At 41.7% G+C, this 20,055-nt stretch carries 18 protein-coding genes and 1 riboswitch; of the genes, 11 read left to right on the top strand and 7 right to left on the bottom strand.

Going from position 1 to position 20,055, the window contains the following annotated elements; genetic code table 11:
* Positions 1 to 65 precede the first annotated feature (65 nt).
* Genes SNR28_RS18130 through SNR28_RS18145 form a run of 4 tightly spaced genes read left to right on the top strand, consistent with a single transcriptional unit; the run spans position 66 to position 4,756 of the window.
* A complete protein-coding gene (locus SNR28_RS18130; protein ID WP_375749947.1) occupies positions 66 to 1,484 on the top strand; it encodes a TolC family protein in 1,419 nt (472 codons plus the stop codon).
* The gene (locus tag SNR28_RS18135; protein WP_375749948.1) at positions 1,481 to 2,455 is read left to right on the top strand and encodes an HlyD family secretion protein; all 975 of its coding nucleotides are present in this window, start codon (positions 1,481 to 1,483) and stop codon (positions 2,453 to 2,455) included. Before SNR28_RS18130 ends, SNR28_RS18135 begins: the two co-directional genes overlap by 4 nt.
* A 2-nt stretch (positions 2,456 to 2,457) precedes the next feature.
* Positions 2,458 to 3,609, top strand: a complete 1,152-nt coding sequence (locus SNR28_RS18140) for an ABC transporter permease (RefSeq protein ID WP_375749949.1) — start codon at positions 2,458 to 2,460, stop codon at positions 3,607 to 3,609.
* A 4-nt stretch (positions 3,610 to 3,613) separates the two neighbouring features.
* Positions 3,614 to 4,756 carry an ABC transporter permease gene (locus tag SNR28_RS18145; protein ID WP_375749950.1) on the top strand — a complete coding sequence of 381 codons (1,143 nt, stop codon included), beginning with the start codon at positions 3,614 to 3,616 and terminating at the stop codon, positions 4,754 to 4,756.
* A gap of 32 nt (positions 4,757 to 4,788) precedes the next feature.
* Here SNR28_RS18145 and SNR28_RS18150 read toward each other — a convergent pair whose 3' ends face one another.
* Positions 4,789 to 5,526, bottom strand: a complete 738-nt coding sequence (locus SNR28_RS18150; protein WP_375749951.1) for a chromosome partitioning protein ParA — start codon at positions 5,524 to 5,526, stop codon at positions 4,789 to 4,791.
* 20 nt (positions 5,527 to 5,546) lie between these two features.
* The gene (locus SNR28_RS18155) at positions 5,547 to 5,705 is read right to left on the bottom strand and encodes a hypothetical protein (RefSeq protein ID WP_375749952.1); all 159 of its coding nucleotides are present in this window, start codon (positions 5,703 to 5,705) and stop codon (positions 5,547 to 5,549) included.
* A gap of 300 nt (positions 5,706 to 6,005) precedes the next feature.
* Positions 6,006 to 6,105, top strand: a riboswitch (glycine riboswitch).
* 111 nt (positions 6,106 to 6,216) lie between these two features.
* Between SNR28_RS18155 and SNR28_RS18160 the strand changes: the two genes are divergently transcribed.
* The gene (locus SNR28_RS18160) at positions 6,217 to 7,590 is read left to right on the top strand and encodes an alanine/glycine:cation symporter family protein (RefSeq protein WP_375749953.1); all 1,374 of its coding nucleotides are present in this window, start codon (positions 6,217 to 6,219) and stop codon (positions 7,588 to 7,590) included.
* A gap of 69 nt (positions 7,591 to 7,659) precedes the next feature.
* Here the strand turns inward: SNR28_RS18160 and SNR28_RS18165 are convergent, their stop codons facing one another.
* Positions 7,660 to 8,298 carry a LysE family translocator gene (locus SNR28_RS18165; protein WP_375749954.1) on the bottom strand — a complete coding sequence of 213 codons (639 nt, stop codon included), beginning with the start codon at positions 8,296 to 8,298 and terminating at the stop codon, positions 7,660 to 7,662.
* Between the two features lie 110 nt (positions 8,299 to 8,408).
* Here SNR28_RS18165 and SNR28_RS18170 point away from each other — a divergent pair, with 110 nt between their 5' ends.
* Positions 8,409 to 10,010, top strand: coding sequence for a carboxypeptidase M32 (locus SNR28_RS18170; protein ID WP_375749955.1), 1,602 nt, complete (start codon positions 8,409 to 8,411; stop codon positions 10,008 to 10,010).
* Between the two features lie 126 nt (positions 10,011 to 10,136).
* Here the strand turns inward: SNR28_RS18170 and SNR28_RS18175 are convergent, their stop codons facing one another.
* Positions 10,137 to 11,699 (bottom strand): diguanylate cyclase, encoded by a 1,563-nt coding sequence (locus SNR28_RS18175; protein WP_375749956.1) that lies wholly within the window; start codon positions 11,697 to 11,699, stop codon positions 10,137 to 10,139.
* A gap of 512 nt (positions 11,700 to 12,211) precedes the next feature.
* Positions 12,212 to 13,234 carry a tryptophan--tRNA ligase gene (gene trpS / locus SNR28_RS18180; protein WP_375749957.1) on the bottom strand — a complete coding sequence of 341 codons (1,023 nt, stop codon included), beginning with the start codon at positions 13,232 to 13,234 and terminating at the stop codon, positions 12,212 to 12,214.
* 339 nt (positions 13,235 to 13,573) lie between these two features.
* Here trpS and SNR28_RS18185 point away from each other — a divergent pair, with 339 nt between their 5' ends.
* The 4 genes from SNR28_RS18185 to SNR28_RS18200 all read left to right on the top strand — a co-directional run bounded on the left by SNR28_RS18185 (position 13,574) and on the right by SNR28_RS18200 (position 18,552).
* Complete coding sequence (locus SNR28_RS18185; RefSeq protein ID WP_375749958.1) at positions 13,574 to 13,696, top strand: hypothetical protein; 123 nt, start codon at positions 13,574 to 13,576, stop codon at positions 13,694 to 13,696.
* An 842-nt stretch (positions 13,697 to 14,538) separates the two neighbouring features.
* Complete coding sequence (locus tag SNR28_RS18190; RefSeq protein ID WP_375749959.1) at positions 14,539 to 15,177, top strand: hypothetical protein; 639 nt, start codon at positions 14,539 to 14,541, stop codon at positions 15,175 to 15,177.
* An 82-nt stretch (positions 15,178 to 15,259) separates the two neighbouring features.
* Entirely contained in the window at positions 15,260 to 16,933 is a 1,674-nt protein-coding gene (locus tag SNR28_RS18195; RefSeq protein WP_375749960.1) for a relaxase/mobilization nuclease domain-containing protein, read from the top strand.
* Between the two features lie 779 nt (positions 16,934 to 17,712).
* Positions 17,713 to 18,552, top strand: a complete 840-nt coding sequence (locus SNR28_RS18200; protein ID WP_375749961.1) for a hypothetical protein — start codon at positions 17,713 to 17,715, stop codon at positions 18,550 to 18,552.
* A 62-nt stretch (positions 18,553 to 18,614) separates the two neighbouring features.
* Here SNR28_RS18200 and SNR28_RS18205 read toward each other — a convergent pair whose 3' ends face one another.
* Positions 18,615 to 19,025: a hypothetical protein gene (locus SNR28_RS18205; RefSeq protein WP_375749962.1), complete on the bottom strand. Its 411-nt coding sequence runs from the start codon at positions 19,023 to 19,025 to the stop codon at positions 18,615 to 18,617.
* A gap of 9 nt (positions 19,026 to 19,034) precedes the next feature.
* Positions 19,035 to 19,262, bottom strand: a complete 228-nt coding sequence (locus SNR28_RS18210; protein WP_375749963.1) for a hypothetical protein — start codon at positions 19,260 to 19,262, stop codon at positions 19,035 to 19,037.
* Between the two features lie 404 nt (positions 19,263 to 19,666).
* Between SNR28_RS18210 and SNR28_RS18215 the strand changes: the two genes are divergently transcribed.
* Entirely contained in the window at positions 19,667 to 20,020 is a 354-nt protein-coding gene (locus SNR28_RS18215; RefSeq protein WP_375749964.1) for a hypothetical protein, read from the top strand.
* Positions 20,021 to 20,055 lie beyond the last annotated feature (35 nt).

The following is a 20,055-nucleotide window of genomic DNA, read 5'->3' on the forward strand; positions in this document are numbered from 1 at the left end:
CACTGAATAAATTTTAAATTAGAGTTTATACTCTAATGATTCTCCAATTTGATGATTTAGTTACCATGAATTCAAAGCGATTCAAGTCAGGTCTACTGGCTTTTTTTGTAGCTGGCGCATGCACTAGTGTTTATGCTCAGCCAATAAGCTTTAGCGATGCATGGCATGTACTGCAGCAAAATAACAACTCAATTGCTGCTCAACGCGCCAATGTTGAACGCTACAAACAAAACGAAAAATCAAAAGACAGCTTAAACTATCCTTCTGTAACGCTTGGTGCGACTTATACCCGACTGGATGACGACGTTAGCCTATCTGGCGATGATCTCCTCCATAGTCTTGACGCCAAAAGCGCAGCAACCTTATCTGCTGTTTTAAAAAATATGGGCATCACCGGCAACCCAGTTTCTACGATAGCTGAGAGAGACGTATTTAACTCATCCGTAAGAGCAGTTTGGCCTATTTATACTGGTGGCCGGATTTCTTCCGCTCAGAATATTGCGTCGGGCCAGACTGATGAAGCCGTTGCTGATCTCGCAATGGAAACTATGCATCGCTATCAGGATCTCGCTCGCTACTATTTTAGTGTGGTGCTTGCGAAGTCTGTTGTAGAGACCAGAAAAACCGTTGAAGCAGGTTTATCAAAGCACCTGGAGTTCGCTATAAAGCTCCAGGATCAAGGGCAGATAGCAAAGGTAGAACGCCTTCAGGCAGAAGCCTCTTTAGATCATGCGATAGTAGAAAGAAAGTCCGCTGAAAAAGACTTAGAAATTGCACAGTCTGCGTTAACGGAAATCCTCAACCAAGCCCAAATGGTCTCACCTGATACTCACCTGTTTATCAACGAGTCGTTACCCAAGGTAGAACTCTTTATTGAGCAAACGCTGGCGACTTATCCGGGGCTGGATTTACTGAGTGCGAAACAAAAACAAGCCACCAATTTGATAAATGTGGAGAAAGGCACTTACTACCCGGAGGTCTATCTTTACGGCAACTACACACTTTATGAAGGTGAAGAGCTGGCAAACAAGATGACGCCCGATTGGTTAGTCGGTGTGGGTGTCAGTATCCCGCTTATCGATTCATCCGGTCGAAGTGAAAATGTTCAGGCAGCTAAATCAACCTTGCTTCAAGTCAATCACCTTAAAGCACAGGCTAATCAGGATCTCACCGTACTGGTAAAAAAAACTTACTTTCAGGCCGAGCAGGCAATGCAAGAAGCCACGGGTTTAAACTCAAGTCTCAATCTTGCACGCGAAAATCTTAAACTTCGAAATAAAGCTTTTAGTCAGGGACTATCGACATCGCTTGATGTTGTTGATGCTGAGTTATATATGGCGCAGATCGAAACTCAACAACTTGTCGCAAAATATAACTACCTTATCGCCCTGAACGGTCTGCTGGCAGTTTCTGGCCAGATGGATACCTTTATGAAATATGAACTAGACGCAAACCAAAACAGCAATACTAAGGAGAAACTATGAGCGCTGTAAAATCTTCGGTATTTGCTGTAGCGGGCATCGCTGTAGCCGGATGGATCGGATATAGCTTTTACGAAGCATATCAACCTCAACCCGTAAGGCTTCAGGGGCAGATTGAAGCTCAGCAATATAGCATTTCATCAAAGGTTCCCGGACGAATTGAAAAAGTCTATGTGCATAAAGGTGATCAGATAAAACAAGGCGATCTGGTTTTCTCAATATACAGCCCTGAGATTAATGCACGCCTTGAGCAAGCGATAGCAGGCAAAGATGCTGCCAGTGCCCTTGCGCAGGAAGCTGAAAATGGAGCCCGGGAGCAACAGATCAGAGCCGCAAAAGATCAGTGGCAAACGGCTAAAGCTGCCTCACAATTGGCAGAAAAAACCTATAAGCGTGTTGATTCACTCTACAAAGATGGTGTCGTAGCAGAGCAGCGCCGTGACGAAGCTCAGACCCAATGGCAAGCTGCCAAATACACTGAAAGTGCTGCTTATCAAATGTATGAAATGGCCAAAGAAGGTGCGAGAAGCGAAACCATCAAAGCAGCGACGGACAGAGCAAAAGCGGCCGCCGGTAAAGTCGCGGAAGTCGAAGCCTACGCTGAAGATACTCAAATCAAGAGTTGGTTTAATGGTGAAGTATCTCAGGTCTTACTTAACGGAGGAGAGCTGGCGCCACAGGGATTCCCAGTTGTTACGGTTGTTGACTTAAACGATGCATGGGCAGTCTTTAATGTCCGGGAAGACCTATTGAAGAACTTCAATAAAGGCAAGGAGTTTGAAGCATTTGTACCTGCGCTGGACAAAGATGTTCGTTTCAAAGTCAGCCACATTTCTGTAATGGGGAACTTCGCCACGTGGCGTTCGACGGACGCAACCCAGGGCTTCGATCTGCGTACTTTCGAAGTTGAAGCGAAACCGGTAGAACCTACTGAAGGTTTGCGTGTTGGTATGAGTATCTCGGTAGAGCTGTAGATATGAAAGGCAACTCATTATCGCAGTTACATGTCCTCAGGAATGACTGGTGGTTAATCGCTTGTTTAACAGTGATACCAGTGGTTCTTGCGTTGTTAGTTTGGCAGATATTCTCTGCTAACATCGTACGCGATCTTCCTTTTGGTGTGGTATCTGATTACGAGACACAACTATCCAGATCTTTAGTGCGAGATTTCGATGCGACACCAACGCTCTCTGTTACAAAACACTTTGTTAGTACCGAAGAAGCAAAAATCGCTATGAGAAACAATGAGATTTACGGTTTCGTCACCATCCCCAGAGATTTTGCAGAACAGGTATATCTTGGCAAACAGCCGCAGGTTTCTATCTTTTACAACAGTCAATACATACTGATCGGCCGCTTAATTAGTAGTGCTTCGGCTTCTGTACTTGGCACCTTTAATGTGAAGGTAGGTACCGTAAGTGCTCTGACTTCCGGGAACAACACTTTTGCTAGTGCGCTTGGACGTTCAGTGACGATACAAAACCAGATAACGCCACTGTTCAACAAAAATACGAACTACAACCAGTTTTTAGTTGGGGCAGCGGTACCTGCGATTTGGCAAATCATCATTGTCGTCGGAACAATTCTGGCCTTAGCCGCAAACCACAGGATTTACGGATTAGAAGCCATGCTTCAATCCGGTGTGTTGCGATCGGTTTTAAACATATCATCATTCTATTTGCCATTTTATCTTGCTCAGGGTGTCGCATTTGCCTTTTTCTTTTACGTGATATTAGGCTGGCCGATGAATGGAAGTTTTGCTGCACTATTTTTTGCTCAGCTCGTCACCACGATAGCGTGCATTTTTATGGGAAGTTTTTTTTATTTCCTTACTCTGGACCCAGCCAGAGCAATGAGTTTTGCAGGTGCCTTTACTGCCCCAAGCTTTGCCTTTATGGGAGTAACCTTTCCAGTTTCAGACATGGGAAGCGTAGCGCAGTTCTGGCGTGATTTACTTCCAATCAGCCATTATATTGAGGCACAGATAGCGCAGTCTAGTTACGGCGTCACCAACTGGCTTACCATCGAAAGCCTAGTGCCTATGCTTTGGTACTTGGTACCTTTCGCACTCGTTTCACTATTGGGTAAAAAACATTTAGCCAAAATTCATCAAAGTGCGGAGGGATAATACCGTGGCATTCTCTCAGTTACTTAAACACGAACTTCAGGCAATTTTTTCAAACCCAATTATCTTGCTGACGATATTCGGTGGCGTTTTCTTTTACTCTATCTTGTATCCTCTTCCCTATTCACATCAAACCCCAAGAGAACAAACGGTTTCTGTAGTAAATCTGGATAACAGTGCGGTAAGCCGGCAATTAGAACGTATGGTGGATGCGACACCACAAATAAAAATCGTTAACCGAAGCTACTCTATAGAAGAGGCAAAACAAAGATTTCTCTCCGGAGAAGTCAGTGGCGTATTTGTTATTCCAAGACACTTCTATAAAGATCTTTTGTTAGGTCGCGCTCCCGTCATCTCCTATGCCGGAGATGCTTCTTTCTTTTTGGTGTATGGCACCATTGTAGAAGGTTTATCCAAAGCTTCAGGAACGCTAGCAGCTCAAGCTCGGGTTAGCCGATTGCTAATGGAGGGAGAGTCTGTTTCATCGGCTTCGAGCCACCATTCCGCACTAAGTAGCAACCTGAAGCCAACATTTAACCCTACCGTGGGATACGTCGATTATGTTGTCCCTGCTGTATTTGTCCTTATCTTACAGCAGACACTCATTATGGGCGTGGGAATATTAGGTGGAACACAAAAGTACGGGTATGGGTACTGGAATAAGAAATCACCACTTTCCATCATCACGGTTCGTACCACGATATTTGCAATAATCTACTACGTACTTGCTATGTACTACATGGGATCTAGCTTCGAGTTCTACAGTATTGTCAGACTTGCCAGTATAGAGGCGATTTTATTCATACTTGCGCCCTTTATTCTTGCATCCGTGTTTATTGGCATCGTTTTGGGAGCAATACTTCCAAGGCGAGAGTTAGTTACCGTTGTAGTTTTACTAAGCTCTATGCCCCTGATATTTAGTGCTGGCTTTATCTGGCCGACAGAAAGCCTACCGGAACTAATTGTCTGGTTATCGGAGTGTTTCCCATCGACGTTAGCAATTCAATCCTTCCTGGCCGTCAATCAGATGGGCGCGTCTCTGTCTGAAGTAATACCCAAAATTGCACATTTGTGGGGTTTAGTGTTCTGTTGGGGATTAATTGCTTTTGTTACTTACAAAAACGCACTCAAACAAATAGAGCCGGCATGAGCCGGCTCCATTTTATGCAAACACCCTATCAATTATATTCCAACTGAATCAGCAATTTTTTGAATTTCCAGTAAATCGAGCTTATGCACTTCAATCATTTGGTCGATTTGGGATAAGTTAGAATTTGCCTCGTCCTGCTTATCACAAGACTCTTTAGATGCATCCCAGGATTTTCCATCTAAATAAATATCGCACTCTTTTTTGTAGCGCTCTAACTTAGGTAAAATCTGCTCTCGTTCGGCTTGTAGTTTGTCTAGTTCTTGCTTGATTGACAGTTCTCGTTGAAAGAGTTCTCGTGATCGCTCAAGTACAATTGCCTGCATCTCACCCTGTTTATTCAAATCCGAGATGCTTTTTTCTAATTCCTGAAGCTGCGCTCTTAAATCGCTTATTTGAGATTCGAGGTCCAGGTTCACTTTTTCAAGCTCTGTAACCATACCCTGAGAAGCGGCCAACTCTTCAACGTGAATCTCTCGCTCTTTTTCTAACTTTGCAGTCAGTCTCGTTTCGATTTCAGAATCAATTTGTGCTTCTTTTTCTTCAACTTCAGTGACAACCTGCGATTTGGCTTGCTTTAACTCATCAATTTGAAGCTCAAGTTCTTGATAAGCGGTTTCCCACTTACCCTTAGTGAGTACAGAACCTGCTAGGCCACCCAGCGCTAACCCGAGTACCGCAGCAATCACAATATAAAGAATGGTATGCTTGTCGCGTTCTTCAATAACGACCACATCATCTTCTTCATGTAAGTTTTCATTGTCTCTGTTCACTCAATACTCCGAATTTATGCTTAGCGAAAAAGCTCGCTCAAAACGATCATAACCGTATACACAGCCAGTCCGATAATTGCGGATACGACTACACCACGTTGTACTTTTTCGTTGGTTCGGTATTTAAACAAAACCACGGCCAACGCCAATAGCGCTGCTATTGCTAACAATCGAGTCATAGTTCCTCCTAACTTCTTATATTTATAGCATTTAAATAAGTGTATTACGTCAATTAGCTGCTAATTAGATCGTAAATGATGAATTAATATCCAATCATCAAAAAGTGTGATGACAAACAAATTTTTTTGTGTAGAATTCGCAACACAGAATAACTGTAACTTACCAAAGTTCAGTTGTTTGTTTCGATGAAGGCTACAGGAGAAGGTATTTCGTGCTTCATTCTTGTTAAGAATAAGTAACAAAATATCGCCGAAGAAGTAAATCTTTCAGGTGCGAAGCAATTCGCGGGGACTGTAGTTGGAGAAGCCTCTGGAGAGAGTCGTTAAATCGGCCGCCGAAGGAGCAAGCCAGATCCATGATCAGGTGAAACTCTCAGGTACAAAGGACAGAGGAGTGGAAAGACCGATCTATACGTCTTCGTATTCTGATACATGCGCGTTTTAAGGTTAATTTATATTAACCACCCTTTCCCTCTTCTCCTTAAATATTATGTTTTATTAAGGGGAACTCATGAACGATATTCAATCTCTATTACAAACCATAGACAGCTTTGTCTGGGGACCACCACTACTTATTCTACTTGTTGGTACAGGTGTTTATTTCACTTTTAGCTTAGGCTTACTCCAGTTTCGTCACTTGCCAACCGCTTTAAAGTTCGTATTTTCCAAGTCCGGAAACAACAACTCAAAAGGTGATGTATCGAGTTTTGCTGCACTATGTACAGCATTATCGGCCACAATCGGTACGGGTAACATAGTTGGTGTCGCTACGGCAATCAAGCTTGGTGGACCAGGCGCGCTATTTTGGATGTGGCTTGCTGCACTGTTTGGTATGGCAACTAAATATGCAGAGTGTCTGCTGGCAGTAAAATACCGGAAGACAGATGACAAAGGTCAGATGGTTGGCGGACCTATGTACTACCTCCAGTATGGTGTAGGTTCGAAAGCCCTGGCTATTTTCTTTGCTATTTCAGCGCTTGGTGTTGCATGCTTTGGCATTGGTACCTTCCCGCAGGTAAACGCGATCCTTGACGCATCAGAGTTGTCATTTGGTGTATCTCGTAACACTTCTGCAGTAGTACTCACCCTGTTGGTTGCCGCGGTTACGATTGGCGGAATCAAATCAATTGCTAATGTAGCGGGCAAAGTTGTTCCTGCAATGGCTGTGTTTTATGTGCTGGCGTGTGCAAGTGTATTGGTTTCAAACGCAAATCAACTACTCAACGCTATCGAGTTAGTTGTTGTGTCTGCATTTACATCAACAGCAGCAACAGGTGGGTTCTTGGGTGCTAGTATCATGCTGGCGATTCAGTCGGGAATTGCCCGTGGTGTCTTCTCGAACGAATCAGGGCTCGGTTCTGCGCCTATGGCAGCGGCTGCGGCTAAAACCGACTCTTGTGTTCGTCAAGGTTTGATCTCCATGACAGGTACTTTCTTCGATACCATCATCATTTGTACTATGACAGGCTTGGCTCTGATCATGACAGGTGCGTGGCAAAGTGATTTTGCTGGTGCTGCTATGACAACACACGCTTTTGCGGTTGGCCTGAACTCTGAGACTATCGGACCTATGATGGTAACAATTGGCCTGATGTTCTTTGCCTTTACGACGATTCTTGGTTGGAACTATTATGGTGAAAGATGTGTGGTTTTCCTGCTTGGAACTAAGGCTGTTCTACCGTACAAGGTAATCTTCCTTGCGTTGGTTGCATCAGGAGCTTTCCTTCATCTGGATATGATCTGGTTGATTGCCGATATTGTGAATGGATTAATGGCAATACCAAACCTGATCGGTTTGATTGCTCTGCGTCATATTGTTATTGAAGAGACTAAACTGTTCTTTAGTAACCCTAGTGATGAACATGATTTAGTCAGCCAGAGCTAAAACCAAAGAAGCGCCTCGTTTTCGAGGCGCTTCTTTTTTCTATCTAATCAGCACAAGGTTTAAAGCTTGTTAAACCTGCGTATCATCAAGAATTAGCTTAAATCCCAAAAAGATCAGAACGCTTCCCGTCACACCTTCCATCTTATTGATGAGCGATCCATTTGAAACCAACTTTTTGGCCGAGTTTAATGCACCAGCCAAACCACATTGCCACGCCATCGCAACAAAAAAATGAATGCCTGCAAGTACCAGAGACTGAATAATTGGCGAATGCTCAGGGTTGATAAACTGAGGTAGAAAAGCGAGATAGAACACAGCGGTTTTAGGGTTTAATACGTTCGACAAAAATCCCTCTCGGAAAGAACGTTTGGCATTAAACTCAAGCATACCTTGACCGGATACATCCATATTGCCACTGTTTTTCAACATTGACCGAATTCCACCGATACCTAACCAGATTAGATAGCATGCACCTACCATCTTCATGGCCTGAAATAGTTCGGCAGATTGCAGCAATATTGCAGATACACCGATAGCAGACAACGTCGCATGAATAAACAAACCAAAACAAATCCCGAGGCTCGTCACCACCCCATCTTTTGCTCCCGAACGACTTGTGTTCTTAATCACCAACGCGGTATCCAATCCCGGTGTCAGTGTCAGTACCGTAATAGCTATTAAAAAAGCTTCAAAATTTTGAATATACATATAAGCAACAACTCCTTTGCTGACGTTATATCAATATTACTTTTACTTTCCAACTACCTTTAGTGATTGATACACTTGTTTCCTTATTTAAAAAGTCACGGATTACAAACATGAGCTCATATAAAAAACTAACAGAGCACTTCAAAAAGATATCTCATTTCAATCACCTCTCTGCGATCTGCGGATGGGACCAAGCATCAATGATGCCTTCTGGCGGTAACCAGGCTCGATCCGAAGCGATGGCAGAGCTATCGGTTCATATTCACAAACTTATGACTCAATCAGAGCTTGGAGAATTATTTGATAAGGCGGGTGGCGAATCTCTCTCTACTGATGAAAGTGCATCACTTAGAGAAATGAAAAGACAGTGGCAACAGGCAAATGTATTGCCTGAAGAGCTTGTTCAGGCTAAATCACTCGCAGGTTCGAAATGTGAGCACGCCTGGAGAAGTCAGCGCGGTAAGAATGACTGGACAGGATTTGAAAAGAACTGGGCAGAAGTTGTAAAGCTATCTAAAGAAGAAGCTCAGATTCGAGCAGAATCTCTTGGCACAACACCTTACGATGCAATGCTCGATCTTTATGAACCGGGGACAACAACAGAGTCGTTAAACAAAACATTTTCTGATGTGAAAGAATGGCTTCCTGGGTTGATCGATGAAGTCATCGAAAAACAAAAAGCTGAGAGCTATATTGCGCCAACAGGAAAGTTCGCGGTTGAAGAACAGAAGGCGCTTGGTTTAGAAGTAATGGAGCTGCTACAGTTCGACTTTAACCATGGCCGACTTGATGAGAGCGTACACCCATTCTGCGGTGGTGTTCCGTCTGATGTCAGACTTACGACTCGCTACGATGAAAACGAGTTTGTTCAGTCCCTCATGGGTATCGTGCATGAAACCGGTCATGCTCGTTATGAACAAGGCTTACCAACATCACTTGCAGGCTTGCCGGCGGGTGAAGCTCGATCGATGGGTATCCATGAGTCTCAGTCTCTGTTCTTCGAAATGCAGGTAGGTCGTAGCGACGAGTTTATTAAACACCTTGCTACCAAAGCAGCACAGCACTTTAACGTTGAAGATCCAAAAGTGCTTTCACTGGGTAACTTCCATAAGATTTACACGAGAGTAGAAAAAGGCTTTATCCGTGTTGATGCAGATGAGCTCACCTACCCTGCGCACGTAATCCTACGCTACGAGATTGAACGCGACCTAATTAATGGTGTGATTAAACACACTGACGTGCCTGAACTTTGGAATCAGAAGATGCAAGCGTATCTTGGACTTTCAACTGAGGGCAACTTCAAAAATGGCTGTATGCAAGACATACATTGGACCGACCCCAAACGAACAGTCATCACTAACTCCCAAAGCACTGATAAAAAAGAGAAAAGGCTATTCAAACATAATTACAAAGATGGTTGCATGCAAGACATTCATTGGTGTGATGGAAGTTTTGGGTACTTCCCTTCTTATAGTTTAGGTGCGATGTACGCCGCTCAATTCATGGCTTCTATGAAGAAAACTGTAGACGTCGACGGTGCTATTAGAGCTGGTGATCTTACGCCTATCTTTACTTGGTTAAGCGATAACATCTGGAGTAAAGGAAGCTTGCTGACAACTGATGATTTAGTGAAACAAGCTACAGGAGAAGTATTAAATCCTAATTTCTTTAAAGCCCATTTGGAGAACAGGTATCTTAGATCACAAAGATAAAGTTACACGGTGACGTAGTGTTCAGTTACCCTTCTTTTTTGTCGAGGGAACCATACAGTTCCCTTAGTTATGCCTAAATGAGTTCTACTCTTGATACACCAACCATCAAATAAATAAGGGGTGCCCTCAAAAAACGACTTTATTCTTACCTGTTCCTTTAGCCTGATATAGAGCTTTGTCTGCTCTAGCCAAAACCGAACCTACGCCTCTATCTTCCACCTGATATTCTGACGCACCTACACTGACAGTAGCGCAGAGAATGTATTGTTCAAACTGTATCCTGAGCTTTTCAACTTCTAATCTTACTCTTTCGGCTGTCTCTAATGCTTGTTGGCGTGTGGCATTTGTTAAAATAACAGCAAACTCTTCACCGCCTATTCTAGCAACGACATCTGATCTACGAGATACTGAGATAAGCGCTTTCGCTACGTTTTTAATGACACTATCACCAGCGGCATGACCATAAGCATCATTTATCTTCTTAAATCCGTCGATATCAAGCATGATAACAGTGTAATTATTGCCAGTTCTTTGGGTTTGGTTATGAATTAACTCACCTAATTCAAAAAATGCTCGACGATTACTAATACTAGTAAGCTCATCAACTCGAGCAATTTTTTCTGCTTCCTGATGAAGAATCGATAGCTCCTTAGTACGCTCATCAACCTTTTTCTCTAGAAGTTTCCGTTCTTTAGATAGAGCGTTTTTAACTACTTTGAGTTTCCCATTGTAGATAATGAGCACTATCAATAGCACCACTAAGACTAGCGAGAAGACTGTGAAAATAACTGCTTCCTTTTTGTGCTCCTCCCATAAAGAAGGGGGTCTGTACCGAATTTCAGCTTTATCACTGATTTTGCTCTGGTATCCCCAACGAACGATTTCATTCCAGTCGTAAACAAACTCAAAACCATTGTGGAAGAACTTTACTGGGTTGCCCTCAATGATGTCCAGAATTGCTTCTCCAGCCATCATCCCAAGCTCTGTTGGAGAATGCAGATAACCGCCAACCGAACCGAAGCCTAGTTCAGCAACCGATGTTGCGAAAATTGGTACGTCGGCTACGTTATGCAACTCTTCGAGAACAAAGACAGGTGGCAAACCTTTACCCTCATGTTCCCGATAGATAGGAGTAAAAAAGACTGCATTAATACTTGGTATTTCCGAGATTGCTTTTGTAAGAGCATTTAAGCTTTGGTTTTCTAAGGTTTTATAGTTTACACCTATCTGCTCCAGTTCATGAGTAATACTTTCTAGCCTATGTACGTCGCTGGGCTTATTTGTGTCCCCAACTATAAAAAAGGTTTCTGGATTGGACAAACGAATGGCTTCCTTGACCATTAATGAATAGTCAATCTCTGTCTCTATGATTACCACTCCATCTATCTCGTTGATGTTGTGAGACTTTGGTTGAACTAGAATTCGCGTGGAAGTAGAAAAAAGGTCAGGATGCTCAATTGAGAAGTGTGATGCAGCGGGGCCAGCTGAGATAAATATGTCTGGCGTTTTGTTGTCAAACTTCTTTTTTAAATAATGATACATGGCATTGTGTTGTCCTACTTCATCGAATCGTCCAGCATCAAGATGGTCTGTGTAGAAAACATATGGCCGAGTGGATTGATCGAGGTTCTTCCTAACCCCCTGACTAACAGACTCAGTCCATGGGGACTCAGAGCTACCCGAACCCAAAAAAAATACTCTGGTAGGTTGTGGTACCTCGTAAGAGAGGGCTTTAAAAGAAGCCAAAACTGCTAATAGGGAGACGCTTAACCATCTCTTAATTAAGTACATGTTACTTATGACACTGCTCAAAGTAGCTACTCATGAAGATAATTGTATGCATCTCATTTCGCTATTAAATTTATATCAATGAATTTAGCACAAAAACATAAAAGACGGTCAAGAGTATCCTTTAGCCAAGAGCTGCATATGTGATGCTCAAGTTGAATTGAATAACATTCGACCACCTTTGTATAACTTAGCTCCTTGAAAAAGTGGTAATAGTGGAAGTTTATGCCCAACTTCGTGTTTAAGTCCTTCGCTGGCGGGAGAAAATGTCCCATGAGCACTTTCTCCCGAAACTATTCATATAGCGCTCGTTTCCTGCTACGGTGGGTATTGCGTACCAATGCAACTCGGATCACTTCGGGAACATTACTCGCTAATTTGAGTTGAGTCTCCCGAAGCACGGGCTGTTCAGTTCAAAGGATATTCAGTCCAAATATATCTTTGATATCAAAAAGTACGCTTTCCGTTTTCTCTTTAGATACATGGTTTCCTTTAGCCAAAATGTCGATTAACTGGGCTCTATCATCTAATAGTTCTGCTCTTTTCGCTCGAATAGGTAGGAGTAGTTCTTGCAGGCATTCTTCAAGGATTTTTTTTGTTGTACCATCACCAAGACCTCCTTGTTGGTAGTGCTCCTTCAATTGAGCGATGTAGTCTGAATCTGGGTGAAATGCATCAAGATATGTAAAAACAACGTTTCCTTCAACACAACCAGCATCCTCAATCTTCAAGTGATTTGGATCGGTATACATTGATTTTACGGCAGCACTGATCTCCTTCTGGGAAAAACCAAGGTTGATAGCATTGCCCATTGATTTTGACATCTTGTTCTTTCCGTCTGTGCTAGGTAGACGTGATGCATTACTTAGTAGTGGGCGGCATTCATTGAGAACTGTTTTTCCTGCTAGGGTATTTATTTTCCTTACAATCTCATTCGTTTGTTCAAGCATAGGCAGTTGATCATCCCCAACAGGAACGAGAGTCGCGTTGAAAGCCGTGATGTCGGCGGCCTGAGAAATTGGATATGCCAAAAAGCCAGCAGGGATTGAGCGTTTGAAACCTTTATTTTTAATCTCACTTTTCACCGTAGGATTTCGCTCCAACCGCGCTATTGTCACAAGATTACTGTAATACATCGTTAGCTCAGCTAATGCGGGTAATTGGGACTGGAGACAAATTGTTGTTTTGCTCGGGTCGATGCCTACCGCAAGATAATCTGCGACGACATTAAGTATATTGGAAGATACCTTAGATGGATTGTGAGCGTTATCTGTTAGACCCTGCATGTCAGCGACAAGAATAGTCTGGTCGTGAACATGTTGCAAAGAGACACGCTGCTTCAGAGAACCGATATAATGGCCAAGATGCAATGGGCCCGTAGCTCTGTCACCTGTTAAAATGATTTCTGATTTATCAGAGGGTTGATTAGTGTTCATGATTTGATCTCCTAGTATGCAAATAGATCGCTACTGGAGATAATGAGAACACAGTCCTAGCTACCTTCCAGCAGCTTAAGAATGTGAGAATCCCGTGCCGCTCTAGTTAGAGCGCCACCAAAAGAAAAATGATGAAGGTGTTGTGGTACGTTTCATCCCAACAAGCTAACAATCATTAGTTTTAACCTCAACCCCTGAATAAACCATTACCAGATTGATTTCTCCGAATCTTAAGAAGTAGCTATTTTAAGAGCGTTTTCATTCTCTTCGGGTATGAGCTAGGTATTGCATACGTGGTGAAGACATCTGCATAAAGCAAACCTGAACCACAGATTGAAGGTGGCAGGAACTGTCCAGTTCTGCTCAGACTCACCACTGCTGGCAACGGTTGATTTTGTCATTTGGGGATACGAGAAGTTATTTGAAAATGATGTACACTGGATCACTGCATCAGTAAATTAATCATAAAGAAACACAGCTATCGGTTTTTAGCCTAAATAGATTGCACAGAGAAGAGTACCAGTGTTCGGGAAGTCCAGAATTTAAGTGTTCGGATGTCTAGAATAGCTGATCGGTTAACTCCTAATAGGCATTTACAACATCAGACTGAGCAGTACGCTAGTCCTTATCTGACTCAGACGATAAATTATTTGAAGATCTAGAGTATCTAATGATAGCGACCTAGATGAGTTTCAGGGTAATTGTTCGCAAAAAACAGCGTCAGCATTACCAAAGCACACCAATCGAACCAGGAAGAAATCCTTCTTAGTTCACAATTTCAGAGGGCTCACAGCCCTCTTTCATAGCAATTCACCTCATTTTTCTGACTCATTTAGGCTCAGCCGCACTTTTTTTCTGAAAAAATTATGTTATGGAATTCGATATTTCTATTTTTCAGAATACATTCAATTTTTATTATTATGCAATTTATTAATAATATCAGATAACTCTGATCGAATAATAATAACTGCAAGTATAACAAACAATAAATATAAAGTCAGTTGATTATTAAAATTATTAGTTTTAATATATTCTTAAGCACTGATAAATATTAAGTGTATCTCTTTAAAAATATATTAATTGAAACGCACACTGTCAAAGCGACCAATATTCCAATCGTAAGGCAGTGACACTATTAAAAAACACGGAAACAAGCCAGTACTAAATATTTCTCGTACCTCGAAATATATTAGCAGCTTGTCCTGCGGAGCAATCCTCACTACGTTGCGGTGCTCGACCCTTTCGGGTCTGCGCTGGTCGCTCCGCTCTAACTACCAAAAACAATAATAATAAAGGTATTAAATATGAGTATTTTTAAATTAAGCATTAGAGAAAAACTAGACAGATTGACTAAAACCCAACTCATCAACTTTAGACAGGAAATCTTTGACGGTAAACACCGTAGCCTTGGTGCTGAGGGAGAAGTTGAACTCCTTCGCCTAATAGAAACAAGAATCAACAAGGATAGAAGAGGTCGCCCAAGGAAGAATGAGGCAGATAGATGTAGCAAGCAGATCAAAATCAACGTCACCCCTGCTGAGCAAGCTGAGCTCAAAGCTCGAATGGAAAACCTGGGCTACACGAAGCTATCAACTTACATGAGAGACATGACTCTCAACCTAACCCCTGAACTAAGGGTGAAGACCATAGAGAGACCTGCGCATGATGAAGAACTTCTGGAGAGTATAAACGAGGATATTCAATTCATGAGTCTCCAGTTAATGCATGCAGTACAGGGAGAGGTTCTGGGCTTAGAAGCCGCTCAGGAAATCATTAGACATTTATCGTCAGTTCAACAATCCATCATCGAGAGAGAGCAAAGAGAGCTCAACGAGTACAACGCTGACTTTGCTCTGTTGCTTGCTAACCAGCTCTTAAGCAAGGAACAGCTTGAGATGCTATTGAACTTCAAAGAGTCTAAAGAGGCAGCTCAGCACTATTAACTAAAAAGGGGCACTCCGTGCCCCCTATCCCGCCCCAAGGGGCAAATTCATCAATCATAATAACAATAATAATGGTGAACCTATGATTCATAAGATATTTAAAACTAAAAAAGCAAGCAAGCGTCAATCCCTAGAAGCTGGCGCAGAGGCACTAGCAAACTATGGAGCTGGCACAACAAAAGACCACAACACGACGGAAATCAGAGTTTCATACGCTGCTGGCAAATCAAAGCCTCATAGCGAGGAAGATGTCATTACAGAAAAAACTGAGTTTCTACTAGCTCACAATATCACCTCCCCGCTTCCAATATTGACCACCCCACACCTTAAAACTCATGAAATGAATTGGTCACAAATTGGACGTGAAATCGTAGAATTCAAAAGCATCAGCGGCATGCAGAAGGCGACCAGCCATAGAATGATTTCATTAAGAGAGGGAGAAAGTTTAACTCCAGCCCAATGGAGAAGGTTGGTTAAGGATTACATGAGGGGAATGGGCCTTCACAATACTAAATACGTCACATTCATCCACAGGGATACTAATAAGCAACACATTCACATCATCTCAGGCCACATTGATGTCAAATCCAAAAAGGTAATCAATCAATGGCAAAACCACAAAGTGGCTACTCAGCTAATGAGGAAATTCGAGAAGGAATATGGATTAGAAGCAGTTGCCAACCCAGGCGACACATTCAATCAGACTACTACAACTAAACATAATGAAGACGTTCCAGACAAGGGTAAAACTAAGCATGTAAGTGGTGGTGATAAAGCCCAGATCAAACGCAAAATTGATTTTGTTCAGAAGCAAAACCTGAAGCTAGGTCATACCCCCTCCCTCCCCGAGTTTATAGAGCAGCTAAATGCCGTGGGAGTTCAAGTAAGACTCTCATATAAAACTATCGCAGACCAATTCCCTTCGGGTATGTCGTACAGATTAAACAGGTACGAAAAAATCAGAGGAAATGCCGCACATGGCAACACTAATGCCAAGGATGCCAATAAACGTGCCGCAGGTGGCAAAGTCAGTGCCAAACCGTACTTCAAAAGCTCTAAACTGGGCTCTGGGAATGTTTATTCATTCGATCATCTAAAAGGAGCTGGAGCATTCACACTAAGCTCTGAAGACGGTCAAGCTCTTAAGCGACTAAAGATGAGAGAAGAGTCTAGGGCATATGGCGTAGCCAAAGATGAGAGGCCAACCATCAGTCCTGAGCGCTTCATTACAGAGGATATGAAGCACATCAATGTAGTCCTCAGATTCAGGGAGAAAGACCTCGCCAAGCTCAAGGCTGTCCTAAAGCATTCGCTTCTCAGGACATACATCCAGCTCTATAATCCAGCAGGTTCAAAATGCTTTGATTCAAAACTCAACGCTTACGTATTTAGAGTAAGAATCAACAAAAAATGGCATAAAGAACCACTCGCAAAGGAATGGATTAACACTCCACCGAAAAAAATGAGCAAAGATGAATATCTAACAAAAATGGACAGAAAACTGGCTGAAATGGTTATAGAGTTCATTGAGACTCTACTCGCAATGCTTGGCTTTGGACAACCAGAGATTGAACCAGAAAGTCACCTTGGAGACTATCAGTCGCAGACTGATTTCCAGCTCAGTCGTGACGATGGACTTGGCACCGTTCTGACTATTGAAGACATCCTGAAAGCGATAGAGGACGCTGGAGCTGGAGGTCACATCAGTAGATACAATGCCCTGTGTGAAGAGTACGGCCTTACTGTCAAGAAGTAGTTTGTAACAAAAACGCCCCAGCGAGCTGGGGCGTTAATACAGGAATTTGTGTTTTTAACGTGGGGATGTTCCTACCACCACAAATGACAGAGGTTTGTGTGTTTAACGAGAGGATTCCTCTACCTGCTCAAAAACTACTTTCGTGCTCAAAAACTACTTTCGTAGCGACATGCAAGCTCTCATGATGAGTTGCAACTAATGCTTACACTGGTACAGTGTAGATGATATCAGTTCTGTATACAACCCAGCCCCCTTAATGGTAGCAACGTCCAACTAGGAAGAGTTTCTTCTTAGTTCCTCTTTGTAAACAACCCAGCCACCCTCGCGGTGGCTTTTCATGGCTAATCACTAATTGTGCAGTTCTACTCCTGTCGGTTTACCCGACATAGAACACGAGAATCAGTAGTCAGATCTACGAAAGATGCTCGTAAGGTTCACTTCAACCCCGAAGAACAGAATACTCAAAAGTCGAACGCAAAGCCCAGCAAATAACTGTAAATAAACGAATAAAATCCCACTCAACCACCCTTCTATCTTAAATTATATTATTTATTAGTTAGATTCTGAAAAGTAATATTTACAACATATTTAATCGAACTTGAATAATATCTATATCCTTCTATATTTTTATTTAAAACAATATACACAACTAATATTATTTGTCAGGTTATACTTATTAAAATGATCTTCTAAATTGATAATTATATATATTGACACCAATATTATTTAATGATAGCTTTTATATACACTAACAATAAAAATAATAAATGGTGATTATAATGACTCTCCAAGAAGCAATTAAAAATGTGAATATTGAACTTTCCATCAAACTAAAAAAAGAAAAAGTTTCGGTATCTTACAACTGTCCAAAATTAAAATCAGGATCAAATATAGTTGATGTTCGAGCTATCGTTACAGAATATGGCGAGGATGGTAGGCAGGAATCCAGATCAAAATCTCAGTCAATCATTAAAGTTGATCTGCGAAAAATAGCTAAAGTACCTAGTGAGCACGAGCTTGAACTAGAATATTCAACTAAATACTTCAGAGACAATGCAGACATCATGAGCCTTCAGCAACGCGAATACGCAAAAATCAAAAGGTATTGCGTGGCAGCTATCGCAGCAAATAGGGCTGAAAGGGCTGCAAAACTTAGAGGTAGAGCCGTAATTTTTGGCGACACAGAAATTCATCAATGTGCTGCATCAATTCACGAGCTTTGCGCATGGATAGATGATATCGAAGATGTCGATGAGCTTAAGGCCGACGAAGCACAAGATATTCAACAAGCTGCGGCAAGGCTGGAGTCGATTTTGGAAAAACTGGGTTACGAGAGAAGATCGTTCAACACTGAAAAATACGAAAATGATGAAATAGCGCAAAAATTAGACGACAAATACGATGTATTCAACAGAAGAACTAGAGTTGGCAAAGGTATAACTAAAGAGCAAAAAGAAGGAGAGTTGAAGCAACAAAGAGCTGATCGAATGATGAACTGCGATGCATCAGCTATAGACCCTCTTTCTGACACAGTGACAATAAATACTGTATCGAATACGAGAGTTGCTTTTGAAGAAGCAGCAGGAAGGAAAGTAAAAGAGGGAAAAAGGCAGAAATAGAAACTCGACCAATTCGACGAAGTCGGCAACAGCTAGCATATAGAGGGCTCAGCGAGCCCTTTTTAACCATATTTAATACCCCGCCCCTTCTCAGCAGCCAGCTCTAATAATGAGATGAGCCCCCTAAGTTCAGAGCGTCTCAGAGAGAAAAATATCAGAAATTCTCTGGCTCTTGTGTAGTCTAGAGACTCAAGAAATTCATCCACCTCATCAAACTTGTTTGCAGGATAAAACTCAGCATAATCTCGAAAACTATATGACCTGATACTTTCCAGTTTTAGCGCGACTTCACTGTAAACCTCAGCGCACCTCTGAGAAGAAACTTCCCCATCCGCATCGATGAATAACGACTGAAGCGACAGATCGAACTCGTAATCTATTGCAGACAAGAAATCTCTAAATATTTCAAATCGATAAAAGCTAAAGTTCAGACTTGCACCTTCTTCATTGCACATGTTGATTGATATTCCCATTTATACCTTCTACTCATCATTAGAGTCATTAACAGCACTCTGAAGCGACTCATCTTCATCCATCGAAGAACAAAAGCGCTTCTCAACTTCAATCACTTGATTCGTCTGAGTATCAAAACTCAAAGAGGTATGCTGCCTAAAATCAAATCCATCAGGTAACTCATATCCAAATTCACGAAGCCGATCCCGTGCCTCCTGCTCTGACATTATCTCAAGATTCAGTTTAATGATATCCATTGCTCCTGTATTCCTGTATGTATAGAATTTAGTATAGACGTATACAACGTGCTTTTAAATAAATTTTCACATAAACAAATTTCAGCCTCACCCTATTATTATAACTAATATATTATTTATAATAATCGCCTATCAAAATGCACAAAGATTATTTTTTACTTGCATTTCTAAAAACACTAATTTATATTTAGATCAGCCTTTCGATATGCAGATGTTAAATCCATATCCAAATAATAGTCAATAATACTTTAGGCAGGCTCACTTAAGTGAGCTTAGTTAACAGTGTTTTGACAGTTTGGAGAATGAAATGAACATACTGAAGCCATACCTATACAAACCTCCTTAACTCCACCATCTTGATATGTAAGTTTTTATATTTTTAACAGGATACTGGAGTTCACATTATGGATATAAAACAACCCACTATAAAGAAATGCGTTTTTTATATAAACGAACATTTTGATACGATCAAGAACAAAGATACGATCGATATCTCATCTCCACCATTTTATATCGAAGAGAATCTTTTTAATTTAATTCTCAACGGTGTCGTGATTATTAAGGATAATAATCGCATATCAGAAGGTGAATTTATCATGAAAATGAAGTCAACTAAAAGAGCTGTCGAATATAAACTAGGTGGATTTGAAAATTTCAGGGAACTTGTTTTAGGTGAGGACATTCATTTTGATGTAATTAGTGATTCGAAACTTATGCCAGGATCTGAAAATGTATACTTGCTTGACCAGTTTCGCTAATTTAAAGGGATAGCCACTTTAAGGAGTGGCTATAA

This window comes from Vibrio iocasae, from assembly GCF_042245395.1.
GTDB lineage: Bacteria > Pseudomonadota > Gammaproteobacteria > Enterobacterales > Vibrionaceae > Vibrio > Vibrio iocasae.